The 13,904-nt window shown below is 56.1% G+C and carries 12 protein-coding genes and 1 other RNA gene; 4 read left to right on the forward strand and 9 right to left on the reverse strand.

The features are described 5' to 3' along the window. Window positions 1-48: 48 nt before the first annotated feature. The 7 genes from RMR24_RS05110 to gyrA form a co-directional block, all read right to left on the reverse strand. Complete coding sequence (locus tag RMR24_RS05110) at window positions 49-366, reverse strand: integration host factor subunit beta (RefSeq protein ID WP_108357859.1); 318 nt, start codon at window positions 364-366, stop codon at window positions 49-51. Further along, window positions 366-2,045, reverse strand: coding sequence for a 30S ribosomal protein S1 (rpsA, locus tag RMR24_RS05115; RefSeq protein WP_310614004.1), 1,680 nt, complete (start codon window positions 2,043-2,045; stop codon window positions 366-368). The genes RMR24_RS05110 and rpsA overlap by 1 nt, the downstream gene beginning before the upstream one ends. A 170-nt stretch (window positions 2,046-2,215) precedes the next feature. Continuing rightward, window positions 2,216-4,228, reverse strand: a complete 2,013-nt coding sequence (locus tag RMR24_RS05120) for a bifunctional 3-phosphoshikimate 1-carboxyvinyltransferase/cytidylate kinase (RefSeq protein WP_310614005.1) — start codon at window positions 4,226-4,228, stop codon at window positions 2,216-2,218. Continuing rightward, window positions 4,229-5,128, reverse strand: a complete 900-nt coding sequence (locus RMR24_RS05125) for a prephenate dehydrogenase/arogenate dehydrogenase family protein (RefSeq protein ID WP_310614006.1) — start codon at window positions 5,126-5,128, stop codon at window positions 4,229-4,231. It abuts the gene before it with no gap. Beyond that, window positions 5,125-6,225 (reverse strand): prephenate dehydratase, encoded by a 1,101-nt coding sequence (gene pheA / locus RMR24_RS05130; RefSeq protein ID WP_310614007.1) that lies wholly within the window; start codon window positions 6,223-6,225, stop codon window positions 5,125-5,127. The genes RMR24_RS05125 and pheA overlap by 4 nt, the downstream gene beginning before the upstream one ends. Window positions 6,226-6,252: 27 nt before the next feature. Next, window positions 6,253-7,344, reverse strand: coding sequence for a 3-phosphoserine/phosphohydroxythreonine transaminase (gene serC / locus RMR24_RS05135; RefSeq protein WP_310614008.1), 1,092 nt, complete (start codon window positions 7,342-7,344; stop codon window positions 6,253-6,255). 7 nt (window positions 7,345-7,351) lie between these two features. Further along, window positions 7,352-10,039 carry a DNA gyrase subunit A gene (gene gyrA, locus RMR24_RS05140; protein ID WP_310614009.1) on the reverse strand — a complete coding sequence of 896 codons (2,688 nt, stop codon included), beginning with the start codon at window positions 10,037-10,039 and terminating at the stop codon, window positions 7,352-7,354. Between the two features lie 225 nt (window positions 10,040-10,264). Between gyrA and ompA the strand changes: the two genes are divergently transcribed. The 4 genes from ompA to ssrA all read left to right on the forward strand — a co-directional run bounded on the left by ompA (window position 10,265) and on the right by ssrA (window position 12,699). Next, complete coding sequence (ompA, locus tag RMR24_RS05145) at window positions 10,265-10,858, forward strand: outer membrane protein OmpA (RefSeq protein ID WP_310614010.1); 594 nt, start codon at window positions 10,265-10,267, stop codon at window positions 10,856-10,858. 69 nt (window positions 10,859-10,927) lie between these two features. After that, window positions 10,928-11,647 (forward strand): bifunctional 2-polyprenyl-6-hydroxyphenol methylase/3-demethylubiquinol 3-O-methyltransferase UbiG, encoded by a 720-nt coding sequence (gene ubiG / locus RMR24_RS05150; RefSeq protein WP_310614011.1) that lies wholly within the window; start codon window positions 10,928-10,930, stop codon window positions 11,645-11,647. Then, entirely contained in the window at window positions 11,647-12,312 is a 666-nt protein-coding gene (gene gph, locus RMR24_RS05155; protein ID WP_310614012.1) for a phosphoglycolate phosphatase, read from the forward strand. Before ubiG ends, gph begins: the two co-directional genes overlap by 1 nt. 12 nt (window positions 12,313-12,324) lie before the next feature. Next, window positions 12,325-12,699, forward strand: a transfer-messenger RNA (tmRNA) gene (ssrA, locus tag RMR24_RS05160). Window positions 12,700-12,895: 196 nt separating this feature from the next. Here ssrA and RMR24_RS05165 read toward each other — a convergent pair. Together RMR24_RS05165 and RMR24_RS13515 are read right to left on the reverse strand one after the other, a co-directional pair. Further along, complete coding sequence (locus RMR24_RS05165) at window positions 12,896-13,666, reverse strand: DNA adenine methylase (protein ID WP_310614013.1); 771 nt, start codon at window positions 13,664-13,666, stop codon at window positions 12,896-12,898. Then, window positions 13,599-13,835 (reverse strand): Com family DNA-binding transcriptional regulator, encoded by a 237-nt coding sequence (locus RMR24_RS13515; protein ID WP_405023310.1) that lies wholly within the window; start codon window positions 13,833-13,835, stop codon window positions 13,599-13,601. Before RMR24_RS13515 ends, RMR24_RS05165 begins: the two co-directional genes overlap by 68 nt. Window positions 13,836-13,904: the final 69 nt, after the last annotated feature.

Raw genomic sequence — 13,904 nt, forward strand, 5'->3', positions numbered from 1 at the left:
TGTGACGAGGACCATTTTAGCCTTGCGGCCATTTGAAAAAACCGTTGATCAACCTTTGGGTGCAGACCCCGCCAACAATTCTTGGGTGCGTGTGTCCACCGCTTCGCGCAGGGCTTTGCCCGGTTTGAAATGAGGCACACGTTTCTCAGGAATCGCCACGCTTTCGCCGGAACGCGGGTTGCGTCCCATGCGAGGCGGGCGACGGTTGATCGAAAAACTGCCAAAGCCACGCAACTCAATGCGGTGCCCGCGCACCAGCGCGTCGCTCATCGCGTCAAGAAGCGTCTTGACAGCGAACTCGGCATCGCGGTGCGTGAGCTGCCCAAAGCGGGCAGCCAGTTCTTCGACCAGGTCTGAACGGGTCATCAGTTGTTGTCGAGCTTAGCGCGCAACAAAGCGCCCAAGCTGGTCGTACCAGCGTTTTCGCTCTTCGACTGGTGTGACAACGAAGCCATGGCTTCTTGTTGGTCCACAGCGTCTTTGGCTTTGATCGACAACTGGATGTTGCGGGTCTTGCGATCCACGTTCACCACCACAGCCGTCACTTCGTCGCCGACTTTCAACACGTGGCTTGCGTCTTCCACGCGGTCACGTGAAATTTCGCTGACGCGCAAGTAGCCGATGATGTCTTCGCCCAGGTCGATTTCAGCGCCCTTGGCATCCACAGTCTTAACCTTACCGGTAACGGTTTGGCCTTTGTCGTTGATCGACACGAAGGTGGTGAATGGGTCTGAGTCGAGTTGTTTGATACCTAAGCTGATGCGCTCGCGGTCCACGTCCACAGCCAAGACCAAAGCCTCAACTTCTTGACCCTTCTTGAATTCACGCACAGCGTTTTCGCCGGTTTCGTTCCAAGACAAGTCAGACAAGTGAACCAAACCGTCGATACCGGCAGCCAAGCCAACGAACACGCCGAAGTCGGTGATCGACTTGATTGGGCCCTTCACGCGGTCGCCGCGCTTGGTGTTTTGAGCAAAATCTTGCCAAGGGTTAGCTTTGCATTGCTTCATGCCCAAGCTGATGCGGCGCTTGTCTTCGTCGATCTCGAGGACCATGACTTCGACTTCGTCACCCAATGACACGATCTTGGAAGGAGCCACGTTCTTGTTGGTCCAGTCCATTTCAGACACGTGCACCAAGCCTTCGATGCCGGGTTCGAGTTCCACAAACGCGCCGTAATCGGCGATGTTGGTGATCTTGCCGAACAAGCGAGTGCTTTGTGGGTAGCGGCGGTTGACGCCCATCCAAGGATCGTCGCCCATTTGCTTGAGACCCAAGGACACGCGGTTTTTCTCGGTGTCAAACTTGAGGATCTTGGCAGTGATTTCTTGACCAGCCGTGACCACTTCAGAGGGGTGACGCACACGACGCCATGCCATGTCGGTGATGTGCAACAGGCCGTCGATGCCGCCCAAGTCCACGAATGCACCGTATTCGGTGATGTTCTTGACCACACCATTGACGATCGAGCCTTCTTTCAAAGTCTCCATCAACTTGGCGCGCTCTTCGCCCATCGAAGCTTCCACCACAGCGCGGCGTGACAACACGACGTTGTTGCGCTTGCGGTCGAGCTTGATAACTTTGAATTCCATGGTCTTGTTCTCGTAAGGAGACAAGTCTTTGATCGGACGTGTGTCGATCAATGAACCAGGCAAGAAGGCGCGGATGCCGTTGACCAACACGGTCAAGCCACCCTTGACTTTGCCGCTGGTTGTACCAGTGACAAACTCGCCAGATTCCAGAGCTTTTTCCAAGCTCATCCACGATGCCAAACGCTTGGCAGTGTCGCGGCTCAAAATGGTGTCGCCGTAGCCGTTTTCAACGCTACCGATCGCAACTGACACGAAGTCGCCAGCTTGGACTTCGAGCTCGCCCTTGTCATTCTTGAATTCTTCGATTGGCACGTAGGCTTCAGACTTGAGGCCAGCGTTCACCACAACGTGGTTGTGCTCGATGCGGATCACTTCAGCAGTGATCACTTCACCTGTGCGCATTTCGGAGCGCTTCAGGGATTCTTCAAATAGGGCGGCAAAAGATTCAGACATTTTTTTCCTTAGTCTCATCACGGGAAAGAGGGCAGCGACATTGCTACGCCACATGGGCCTGCGATAAGCGGTGGTTTTGTGGCGTGAGCCACGGGTTAAGTTTTAGATCCGTTGGGCCAGTGCGCCAATGCAGCGCGAGAGGAGCCAAACGGGCCAGTTTGCGCGGCCTTTTAAAAAGGCTGCTTGGCTTGCCACCACGTCAACACTTGATCTACCGAGGCTTCGATAGAGAGCGACGAGTTGTCGAGTTGGTAAGCATCTTGTGCCGCTTTCAAGGGCGCCACGCTGCGCGATGAATCGCGTGCGTCGCGGGCCTCTAAATCGGCGCGAAGACCATCGAGTGTAGTCGAAATCCCCTTTGAAATCAACTGCTTATGACGACGCTCGGCACGTTGCGCGGCGCTCGCCGTCAAAAACACTTTCAAAGGCGCATGGGGGAAGATGACGGTGCCCATGTCGCGGCCATCGGCCAGTAGGCCGGGGAGGCGCTGGAAGTTGTGCTGTAGGGCCACCAAAGCAGTACGAACGGCAGGTAAAACAGATACTTTAGAAGCATTCATGCCCGCTTGTTCGGTGCGAATGGCGTCGCTCACGTCTTCGTCGCCCAGCCACACCGCTTCGCCTTCGAAGCGAACGGGCAGGGTGCGGGCGAGGTCAGCAATGCGTGCTTCGTCGTTGGCTTCCAGCAACAAGCCAGCTTTCAACGCCGCATAGGCAGTCACGCGATAGAGTGCGCCTGAATCGAGGTAGTGGTAACCCAAAGCCTGCGCCACACGGCTAGCCAAAGTGCCCTTGCCCGAGGCCGTTGGCCCGTCGATGCAAATGACGGGGATGTCTTGCGTGTTGGCGTGCGACACAGAGAACAAAGCTTCGAAGTAATCGGGGAAGGTTTTGGCCACGCACTTGGGGTCTTCAATGCGCACGGGCACCTGGTCGGCATTGAATGCAGCGAGCGAAAAGCACATGGCGACGCGGTGGTCGTCGTAGGTGTGAATGCTGGCGGCTTTCCAGTTGCCTTTCGGCATTGGGTGAACCGTGATCCAGTCTGGGCCTTCTTCCACCGTTGCCCCCAGTTTGCGGCATTCAGTGGCCATGGCCACAATGCGGTCGGTTTCTTTCACACGCCAACTGGCGATGTTGCGCAATGTGGTGGGGCCGTCGGCGTAGAGCGCCATCACAGCCAGCGTCATGGCTGCATCAGGGATGTGGTTGCAGTCGAGGGTTATGCCTTTGAGTGGCCAAGCGCCGCGGTTGATTTCGAGCCAATTGGGGCCGCTGGTAATTTTGGCGCCCATTTGCTCGGCGGCGTCCATGAAACGGATGTCGCCTTGAATCGAGTCAGCGCCCACGCCTTGAATGCGAATGCCGTCACCCTTCGAGCCCTTTGACGAATCGCCTTCGGCAATGGCTCCTAGCGCGATGAAGTAGCTGGCAGACGATGCATCGGCTTCGACGTGAATCGTGCCGGGCGATTGATAGTTGGACCCCTGTGGAATCGTAAAACGCTGCCAGCCATCGCGCTGGACGGCAATGCCGTAACGCGCCAACAGGTTGAGCGTGATGTCGATGTAGGGCTTGCTGATGAGTTCGCCCACCACCTCAATCACGATGTCTTGCGTCTTTGCCGCCAATGGCAAAGCCATCAACAACGCCGTGAGGAACTGGCTCGACACATCCCCTCGCACTTGAATGGGGGCATCCACCTTGAGCGATGGCTTGCCAATATGCAGCGGAGGAAAACCGTCGTTGCCCAAGTAGTCAATCGAACAGCCGAGCAAACGCAGCGCATCGACCAAATCTCCAATCGGGCGCTCATGCATGCGTGGCACACCTTTGAGCGTGAAGGCGCCACCCAATACGGCAAGCGCCGCGGTGAGCGGTCGCATGGCTGTACCGGCGTTGCCCATGAAAAACTCAATCGCGTCGTGGTGCTTGAGTTGACCGCCCAAACCCGTGATGGTCACGGTGGTGCCTTGGCGCTCAACACCGCAGCCAAGTTGGCTCAGCGCGGCGAGCATGACACGGGTGTCGTCGGAGTCCAGCAGGTCGTGGACGACGGTGGTGCCTTGGCACAACGCCGAGAGCAACAACACGCGATTGGAAATGCTTTTAGAGCCGGGCAGGGTGATAGTGCCGGATGCACCTTGCAACGCAGGGAGGTCGAGGAAGGCGGTGGAGAACATCTATTTATCTTCAGAGGCTGTGTTGCACGCGTTGCCCGCTTGCAATGTCCAAGCCGAGCGCACATCGCTCGCTTGTTGAATCAGCTGTTGTAGCGCGGCGGTATCGCCCGATTTCAAGGCGATTTCAAATTGGTCAAGTGCGGCACGGAAGTGCGCCACTTGCGTGAGCACTTCAGCTTGGTTGGCGCTCAAGATGTCACGCCACACGGATGCATCGCTAGCGGCGATGCGTGAGAAGTCGCGAAAGCCAGGGCCAGCCATGTCTAAAAATGAAGCGCCTTGTGGCTGGGCTGAGAGTGCATTGACAGCTGCAAAAGCCAACATGTGTGGCAGGTGGCTGACGGCTGCAAACGTGGCGTCATGCGTTTCGGGCGTCATGTTGCTCACATGGCTACCCATTGCCGTCCACACATCATGTGCAGCTTGCATTCTGTGGATGCTGGTTTTGGGCAAGGGCGTGAGGATGGTGCGGCGATCTTGGTAAAGCGAAGCCTGCGCGTGTTCAATTCCGGCCACCTCTTTGCCTGCAATCGGGTGGGCGGGCACAAAGCAGCTCAGCCGTTCGCCCAAAGTGGCTTGTGCAGCAGCAATCACATCGCACTTGGTCGAGCCTACATCCATCAGCAAGGCGTTGGGTTGCAGCACATCGCGCATGGCGGCAAAGCTGCTGTGCATGGCGCCCACGGGCACTGCGAGCAACACGAGGTCGGCACCTTGCACAGCTTCGGCAACACTGTGACACGCTTGGTCGATGACCTTGAGCTCGACGGCGCGCTGGCGAGTTTTTTCTGAAGCACTAAAACCCACGATGGTTTGCACCAGACCAGCCTCGCGCAAGGCGAGCGCAAACGAGCCGCCCATCAGGCCACAGCCGATGAGGGCAAGCCGCTGAAATTTCATTCTGAGACGGGGTAAGAACCCAAGACTTTGTAAAACGCGCACAAGCCTTGCAGCTCTTGAAGTGCTGCAGCCACATGGGGCTGGCTGACGTGGCCTGAGATGTCGATGTAGAAGTAGTACTCCCACTCGCCTGATTTGGCTGGGCGCGACTCAAAGCGCGTCATGGACACGCCGTTGTTTTTGAGCGGTACCAACAAGTCGTGCACAGCACCCGGACGGTTGGGTACAGACACCACCAAGCTGGTGCAGTCGTTGCCAGACGCAGGCGGCGTGGCCAAGGTTTGGGGCAGCGCGATGACAGCAAAGCGTGTGCGGTTGTAGGCCTCGTCTTGGATGGCGTGGTGCACGATGTGCAGGCCAAACTGGCTGGCTGCGCGCTCGCTGGCCAAGGCGGCCCAAGCGGAGTTGGTGGCCGCCAAACGGGCGCCTTCGGCGTTGCTGGCCACGGCACGGCGCTCCACATGCGGCAGGTGTTGCGACAACCAGCCTTGGCACTGTGCCAAAGCTTGTGGATGGGCCATGACGACTTCAATGCCTGCATCCGAATTGCTTTGGCGCATCAGGTTGTGGCGCACCAGCAAACTCACTTCGCCCACCACATGCACGGGTGAGCGCAAGAACAAATCGAGCGAACGGGCCACCACGCCTTCTGTGGAGTTTTCCATGCCGACCACGCCATATTGGGCGGTGCCTGCAGCGGTGGCGTGGAAGACTTCGTCAAAGTTGGCGCAGTAAATCAGATTGGCGGCGCTGCCAAAAAACTCGATCGCCGCTTGTTCACAAAACGTGCCTTGTGGGCCGAGCACCGCCACGCGTTGGGGGGCTTCGAGCGCAAGGCAAGCCGACATGATTTCACGCCAGATGGATGCGATGTGTTCGTTTTTGAGCGGACCGGGGTTGGCTTGGGTGATTTTGTCGATCACTTGCGCCACGCGGTCAGGGCGGAAGAAGGGCGAGCCTTCAGCGCGTTTGATTTCGCCGACAAGCTCTGCCACTTTGGCGCGGTCGTTGACCAGCTGCAGCAGCTGTTTGTCGAGCGCGTCGATTTGCACGCGCAAGGCTGCGAGGGCTTCGGATTGAACGGGTTGTTGGCTCATGGTGTTGTTGCTCGTTCAGATGCTCAATCAAGCCTGTGTTTTTTCAAACGCTTGCATGTAGCTCACCAGCGCTTGCACGCCTTCGATGGGCATGGCGTTGTAAATGCTGGCACGCATACCGCCGACTGACTTGTGGCCTTTGAGCTGCAACAAGCCAGTAGCTTTGGCACCAGCCAAAAATGCGTCGTTGCGCGACTCGTCGGCTAAGAAGAAAGGTACGTTCATGCGTGAGCGGCAGTCATGGGCGACTTTGTTGCTGTAGAAGCTAGAGTTGTCCAAAAAGTCATACAAGAGCTTGGCCTTGGCGATGTTTTGTTGCTCCATCGCCGCCACACCACCTTGGCGTTTCAACCACTGGAAGGTCAGGCCAGCCATGTAGATGCTGTACGTGGGCGGCGTGTTGTACATGGAGCCGTGCTCGGCCACAGTTTTGTAGTTAAACGCGCTGGGGCAGACCTTGAGCGCATGACCCAGCAAGTCTTCGCGCACGATGACCAAGGTCACACCGGCAGGGCCGATGTTCTTTTGAGCGCCACCAAAAGCAACGCCCACTTTTGACCAATCGACGCTGCGCGAGAGCACATGAGACGAGAAGTCAATCACCAGAGGTGCATCGGAGCCCAAGGCCTTGAGGTCTGGCAAGGTGTGAAACTCCACGCCGTGGATGGTCTCGTTGGTGCACACATGCACATATTGCGCGTTGGCGCTGAGTTGCCATTGCGTAGGCGCAGGCAGGGTGGTGAAGTTTGTTTCAGCACCCGTGGCTGCCAAATGTGGTGTGCAGTATTTACTGGCTTCTTTGAACGACTTCTCGCTCCAACTGCCTGTGACCACCACGTCGACGGTTTCGCCGCGCGAAAGGTTCAAAGGCACGATGGCGTTTTCTGCCAAGCCGCCGCCTTGCATGAACAAGATTTTGAAGTTGGCGGGCACGGCCAAGAGCTCGCGCACATCAGCTTCGGCCTGTTCGTAGATGCTGATGAACTCTTTGCCGCGATGGCTCATTTCCATCACACCCATGCCGCTGCCTTGCCAATCGGTCATTTCGGCAGCCGCTTGCTGCAAGACCTCCAGCGGCATCGCCGCTGGACCTGCAGAAAAGTTAAAGGGGCGGTTCATGCCTCGATTAGCCTTCGCTTGGGGCGTCAGTGCCGCCTTCTGCGCTGTCGTCTTCAGCACCTTCGCTGAAATGGGCGTTGGCATCGTTTTCAACAATGCGTTGCAAGCCACTGAGTTTGGCGCCTTCGTCCAAACCAATCAAGGTCACGCCCTGTGTGGCGCGACCCATTTCGCGAATTTCAGCCACGCGGGTGCGCACCAGCACCCCGGTGTCGGTGATGAGCATGATTTCGTCGTCGGCCTGGACCAAGGTGGCAGCCACAACTTTGCCATTGCGCTCTGATTGCTGGATGGCGATCATGCCTTTGGTGCCCCGGCCGTGGCGGGTGTATTCGCTGATGTTGGTACGTTTGCCGTAGCCGTTTTCAGTGGCGGTCAAGACGCTGGCGCGGGCCACGGTTTCGTCGGTCACTGCACTTGGGTCTTCTTGTTCGGACACCAACATGGCAATCACGCTTTGTCCATCTTCGATCATCATGCCGCGCACACCGCGGGCACTGCGACCCAAGGGGCGCACGTCGTTTTCGTCAAAACGCACAGCTTTGCCGCCGTCGCTGAACAACATCACGTCGTGCTTGCCGTCGGTGAGGGCTGCGCCAACCAAGAAATCGCCCTCGTCCAAGTTGACGGCGATGATGCCGCCCTTGCGTGGGTTGTTGAATTCGTCGAGCGAGGTCTTTTTGACCGTGCCCATGGACGTGGCCATGAATACAAATTGGTCTTCAGGGAAAGTGCGTGCTTCGCCAGTCAAGGCCAACACGACGTTGATTTTTTCGCCCTCTTGCAGAGGGAACATGTTGACGATGGGGCGACCGCGTGAGCCGCGTGAGCCCGCAGGCACTTCCCACACCTTAAGCCAGTACAAACGGCCACGGTTGGAGAAGCACAGCAAATAGTCGTGCGTGTTGGCGATGAAGAGTTGGTCCACCCAATCGTCTTCTTTGTTGGCTGTGGCTTGTTTGCCGCGACCGCCGCGTTTTTGGGCGCGGTATTCAGACAGAGGTTGGCTCTTGATGTAGCCACTGTGGCTGAGCGTGACCACCATGTCGGTGGGCGTGATCAGGTCTTCGGTGCCCAAGTCTTGGGCGTTGTGCTCAATCACGCTGCGGCGTGCGCCGAGCTTGCTTTGGCCGAATTCGTTTTTCACCACCGTCAGTTCGTCACCAATGATGGTGGACACGCGTTCTGGCTTGGCTAAGATGTCGAGCAAGTCGTCGATCTCAGACATCACATCTTTGTACTCGTTGACGATCTTGTCTTGCTCAAGACCTGTCAAGCGTTGCAGACGCATCTGCAAAATTTCTTGGGCTTGGGTGTCGCTCAAACGGTACAGGCCGTCGTTGCCCATGCCGAATTCTTTTTCCAGCCCATCAGGGCGGTAGTCGTCGGCGTTGATCACACCGCCGTCGGCACGGCTGCGGGTGAGCATTTCGCGCACCAGTTGGCTGCCCCATGACTTGGTCATCAGCTCGGCCTTGGCCACGGGCGGCGTAGGCGCATTGCGGATGATGCGAATGAACTCGTCGATGTTGGCCAAAGCCACAGCCAAACCTTCCAGCACATGGCCGCGTTCGCGGGCTTTGCGCAGTGTGAAGATGGTGCGGCGTGTGACCACTTCGCGGCGGTGGCCCAAGAAAACAGCAATCAAGTCGCGCAAATTGCACAGCTTGGGTTGACCGTCAATCAAGGCCACCATGTTGATACCGAAGGTGTCTTGCAGTTGGGTCTGTTTATATAAGTTGTTCAGCACGACTTCAGGCACGGCGCCGCGCTTGAGTTCAATCACCAAACGCATGCCCGACTTGTCGGACTCGTCTTGGATGTGGCTGATGTCTTCAATCTTCTTTTCGTGAACCAATTCGGCCATGCGTTCTTGCAAGGTCTTTTTGTTCACCTGGTAAGGCAACTCGTCCACGATGATGGACTGTCGCTGACCTTTGTCGATGTCTTCAAAGTGGCACTTGGCGCGCATGACCACGCGGCCGCGGCCAGTGCGGTAACCGTCTTTGACGCCACTGATGCCGTAAATAATGCCGGCGGTCGGGAAATCAGGGGCCGGGATGATTTCCATCAGCTCGTCGATGGTCGCCTCGGGGTGGCGCAACATGTGCAAACACGCGTCCACCACTTCGTTCAAGTTATGAGGCGGGATGTTAGTGGCCATACCCACGGCAATGCCGGAGGAGCCGTTGACCAGCAAGTTGGGAATGCGGCTTGGCAAAACCAGTGGTTCTTTTTCAGAGCCGTCATAGTTGGGGCCGAAGTCCACGGTTTCTTTGTCGATGTCGCCCAGCATCTCGTGAGCGATTTTGGACAAGCGAATTTCCGTGTAACGCATGGCCGCAGCGTTGTCGCCGTCGACCGAGCCGAAGTTACCTTGGCCGTCCACCAACATGTGGCGCAACGAAAAGTCTTGCGCCATACGCACAATGGTGTCGTACACCGCGCTGTCACCGTGCGGGTGGTATTTACCAATCACATCACCCACGATACGGGCTGACTTCTTATAAGGACGGTTCCAGTCGTTGTTCAGCTCGTGCATCGCAAACAAGACGCGGCGGTGCACTGGCTTTAAGCCGTCACGCGCATCAGGGAGTGCGCGGCCCACAATCACGCTCATGGCGTAATCTAGGTAGCTGCGGCGCATCTCCTCTTCTAGGCTGATGGGCAAGGTTTCTTTGGCGAACTGGGTCATGAAAGAGGCCGTAAAGCAGGAAACCTGACATTTTAGGCTGATATGCACCCCACCTTTGTGTGGCTGACTTGCAACAAGCGTGCGCTTAATTTGTTAAGCCTTGTTATAAGAAGAAGTAGTGTCTTTTTGTTATGGCACAATATTTCTAAGCGTTCAGGTGACGACACCTTGAATGCCTCAATTCGCAGAGTGGTCTGCGGCTTATAAATCCCTCAGAGGTGAATCATGAAAAACTTGAAGAACTTGGCAGCTTTTGTTGCTACCGCTGCTTTGGCAACTGCTGCTATGGCTCAAAACATTGACAACTGGCGCAATGCTTCTGGCGATGTGTGGAAAAACGCTTCTGGCGATTGCTGGCGTGATGCCAATTGGACACCTGCTACTGCCGCCCCTGGCTGTGGTGCTCCTGTAGCCGCTCCCAAGGCTGCTCCTGCTGCTGCTCCTGCTGCTCCCGTCGCTGCAGCTTCTAAAGTGACTTACGCTGCTGACGCCTTCTTTGATTTTGACAAATCTGTGGTCAAGCCAGCTGGCAAGGCTAAGTTGGACGACTTGGTGTCTAAAGTTAAAGGCATTAACTTGGAAGTCATCATCGCCGTGGGTCACACTGACTCTGTTGGTTCTGACGCTTACAACCAAAAATTGTCAGTGCGCCGCGCTGAAGCTGTGAAGGCTTATTTGGTGTCCAAAGGCATCGAGAAAAACCGTATCTACACAGAAGGTAAAGGCGAGAAGCAACCTGTGGCTAGCAACAAGACCAGCGAAGGTCGTGCTAAGAACCGCCGCGTTGAGATCGAAGTTGTGGGTACCCGCAAGAACTGATCTGACTTGATCTAAAAAAGAAACCCCGCTTCGGCGGGGTTTCTTTTTGCTTGAACGACAATACAAATCATGCAAAACACAGCCTCGCACACCAACGTTGACCCAGCCGAATTGGCCAAGTTTTCTGAGCTCGCCCACCGCTGGTGGGACCCTGAAAGTGAATTTCGCCCGTTGCACCAAATCAATCCATTACGCTTAGAGTGGATCAACGGCATTGCGCCCTTGCAAGGTAAAAAAGTGCTGGATGTGGGCTGTGGCGGCGGCATCTTGACCGATGCCATGGCTCGTTCAGGCGCTCATGCCTTGGGCATTGACTTGGCCACCAAGTCGCTGAAGGTGGCGCAGTTGCATGCGTTAGAAGCGCAAACACCCAACGTGCAATACCGCGAAGTAGCGGTTGAGGCGTTGGCTGCTGAGCAGCCCGCTAGCTTTGATGTGGTGACCTGCATGGAAATGCTAGAGCATGTGCCCGATCCGTCGTCCATCGTTCGTGCTTGCGCGCAATTGGTCAAGCCTGGGGGCCATGTGTTTTTCTCGACGCTCAACCGCAACGCCAAGTCGTTCTTGTTTGCCATCGTGGGCGCTGAATATGTGTTGAACCTGTTGCCCCGTGGCACACACGAATACGCCAAGTTCATCCGTCCCAGCGAGTTGGCACGTGATTGCCGAGAAGCAGGCCTTGATTGGCAACACACCCGTGGCATGGAATACAACCCACTGACTCGCCGCTACTGGCTGAGTGGTGACACCAGCGTCAACTATATGGTTGCCACGCAAAGGCCGCTGTGATGCTGAAACATATCCGTGCCGTGCTGTTCGACTTGGACGGCACTTTGATTGACAGTGCCCCCGATCTAGGTGCGGCCGCTGACAAAATGCGTACCGACCGTGGCATGCCTTCGTTGCCCTATGAGTTTTACCGCCCGCTGGCAGGTGCTGGCGCACGCGGCATGCTGAAAGTGGCATTTGACATAACGCCAGAGCATCAAAACTTCATGGCCATGCGCGAAGAGTTTTTTGCAAACTACGAAGCCGCCATGACTGTGCACACCTATGTGTTTGATGGGGTGGACGATGTGATTGAACACCTCCAGCTGCGCCAAATGCCTTGGGGCGTGGTGACCAACAAAATGGCGCGTTTCACCGATCCGCTCACGGCTGCCATGCCTTTGTTTGCTAGCGCTCATGCCATAGTGAGCGGCGACACCACGCCACATCCCAAACCGCATCCTGAGCCTTTGTTTGAAGCAGCGCGTCGTTTGGGCTTGCCGCCTGAGGTGTGTTTGTATGTGGGCGACGATGAGCGTGACATTGCCGCAGGTCGTGCCGCAGGCATGCCCACGGTGGCTGCCACCTACGGTTATTTAGGCGAAAAGACCGACGTCAGCACTTGGCGCGCAGATTTACACATAGATTCACCAAATAAGCTCTTGCAATTGCTGGCAGAGGCCTAAAATAAGAGACTTGGGGCTGCATTGGTTTCGACATGGGTTCGGACGCGTGGCAGGGCATGTCGAGGTTCTGATCCTCGTTAATCTTCGGAAAAAAAACTAACTGCAAACGACGAACGTTTCGCACTCGCCGCTTAATCCGGTGAGCCTTGCAACAGTTGGCCGATAGGCTGGGTTAGGGGGTCGCAAGACTTCCTAGCTGCAAGGGAAAACATATGGGCTGGCATCACCTCGGGTACCTTGAGGTGGTGTGAGAAAAAAGGGTACTGGCTGGGTGCGTAGCGTGTCGCTGCGCGACGCACACGGCGAGACTCAAATCAGACGACTACACATGTAGAACTGTACGAAAAAGGCTTGTGGACGCGGGTTCAAATCCCGCCAGCTCCACCACACATAAGGGCTCGGATAACCTCCGAGCCCTTTTTCTTCGCTCCAAGGCTCTGTATTTGCGGGCTTTCGAGGAGTGACCTTAAGGACATGTAAACGCCCACGCTTTTAGAGCACGAGGAACGAGATAACGAGGGAAACTTGTCCGTTTAGGAAAAGTTGTCCACAGAAGAATACCTCCTGTGGACAACAAACGGGGTTAGAAATTGGTGATCAGCACCTCATTGGCAGGGGTCACACCCTTGGCTGCCGCCGAATAGACCGTCTTAACAGACTCAATCTTGAACTTTTTGAACGTCGAGCGCACCCCGTCTACATCATTCAGGCTCATGATGAACTTGCCTTTTACACCCTTTAAAACATCATTCAAACGGGCGAAATCACTGCGTCCAAAGATGCCAGCACCATAGTCCCCCTCATGCCCCCAATAGGGCGGGTCAAGGTAGAACAGCGTTGTTGGCTTGTCGAATCGGGCAAGTACGGTCTCATAAGGCAGGTTTTCAATAAACACCCGCTTGAGGCGGGCTTCGGCCGCCGCAATATCCGCGTCCAGCGTCATTAAATTAAGTCTAGGGCCACCCGTAGCAGCCACACCAAACGATGGACTGGTCAGCTTGGCTCCAAACGACAGCTTAGACACATAGTAAAACCGCGCAGCCCGCTGGACATCGGTCAACACCTCGGGCGGTGTAACCAACATGCGTTTGAACTCATCGCGAGCAATTAGTTGCTGGCTGAGCTGCTCTAGAAATGCTGACCTATGATACTTGACCACACGGTAAAACATCACCAAATCACGGTTGATGTCATTGATGATCTCAACCTTACTCGGCACCTTGTTAAAGAGCACCCATGCAGCGCCTGAAAAGACCTCAACATACGCTGTATGGGATGGCATTCGCTCAACGATCTGAGCTGCCAATTTGCTTTTGCCGCCCAGCCATGCCAGCGGACTCTTTTTCTTGACCATGCACTCCCCCTTCACATGACGCTCCAAGGCGCTCAAGTTGGGGGCTCTTGGCCCTCACATCATTCAAAGTGCTGCACCTGCTGCACTTGATTTGGACTCTCTCAAACAACGCGCGAGCCAGCAACTTACTGCACGCGCCACAACGAATATCTTTCAACATAGGCATCATTCATAATGACCCTCACCTCTAGAGGTGGCAGGGTCTTCGGTTGATGCCGTGCGTGTTACGGCGGAGACG

Source organism: Limnohabitans sp. (genome assembly GCF_031539105.1).
Taxonomy (GTDB): Bacteria; Pseudomonadota; Gammaproteobacteria; order Burkholderiales; family Burkholderiaceae_C; genus Limnohabitans.

Excerpts from the sequence above, each read along its gene's own strand:
- gyrA (WP_310614009.1), bottom strand. The coding sequence starts at position 10,039 with ATGACCCAGTTCGCCAAAGAAACCTTGCCCATCAGCCTAGAAGAGGAG.
- rpsA (WP_310614004.1), bottom strand. The coding sequence starts at position 2,045 with ATGTCTGAATCTTTTGCCGCCCTATTTGAAGAATCCCTGAAGCGCTCC.
- RMR24_RS05125 (WP_310614006.1), bottom strand. The coding sequence starts at position 5,128 with ATGAAATTTCAGCGGCTTGCCCTCATCGGCTGTGGCCTGATGGGCGGC.
- ubiG (WP_310614011.1), top strand. The coding sequence starts at position 10,928 with ATGCAAAACACAGCCTCGCACACCAACGTTGACCCAGCCGAATTGGCC.
- serC (WP_310614008.1), bottom strand. The coding sequence starts at position 7,344 with ATGAACCGCCCCTTTAACTTTTCTGCAGGTCCAGCGGCGATGCCGCTG.
- RMR24_RS13515 (WP_405023310.1), bottom strand. The coding sequence starts at position 13,835 with ATGATGCCTATGTTGAAAGATATTCGTTGTGGCGCGTGCAGTAAGTTG.
- gph (WP_310614012.1), top strand. The coding sequence starts at position 11,647 with ATGCTGAAACATATCCGTGCCGTGCTGTTCGACTTGGACGGCACTTTG.
- pheA (WP_310614007.1), bottom strand. The coding sequence starts at position 6,225 with ATGAGCCAACAACCCGTTCAATCCGAAGCCCTCGCAGCCTTGCGCGTG.
- RMR24_RS05110 (WP_108357859.1), bottom strand. The coding sequence starts at position 366 with ATGACCCGTTCAGACCTGGTCGAAGAACTGGCTGCCCGCTTTGGGCAG.
- ompA (WP_310614010.1), top strand. The coding sequence starts at position 10,265 with ATGAAAAACTTGAAGAACTTGGCAGCTTTTGTTGCTACCGCTGCTTTG.
- RMR24_RS05120 (WP_310614005.1), bottom strand. The coding sequence starts at position 4,228 with ATGTTCTCCACCGCCTTCCTCGACCTCCCTGCGTTGCAAGGTGCATCC.
- RMR24_RS05165 (WP_310614013.1), bottom strand. The coding sequence starts at position 13,666 with ATGGTCAAGAAAAAGAGTCCGCTGGCATGGCTGGGCGGCAAAAGCAAA.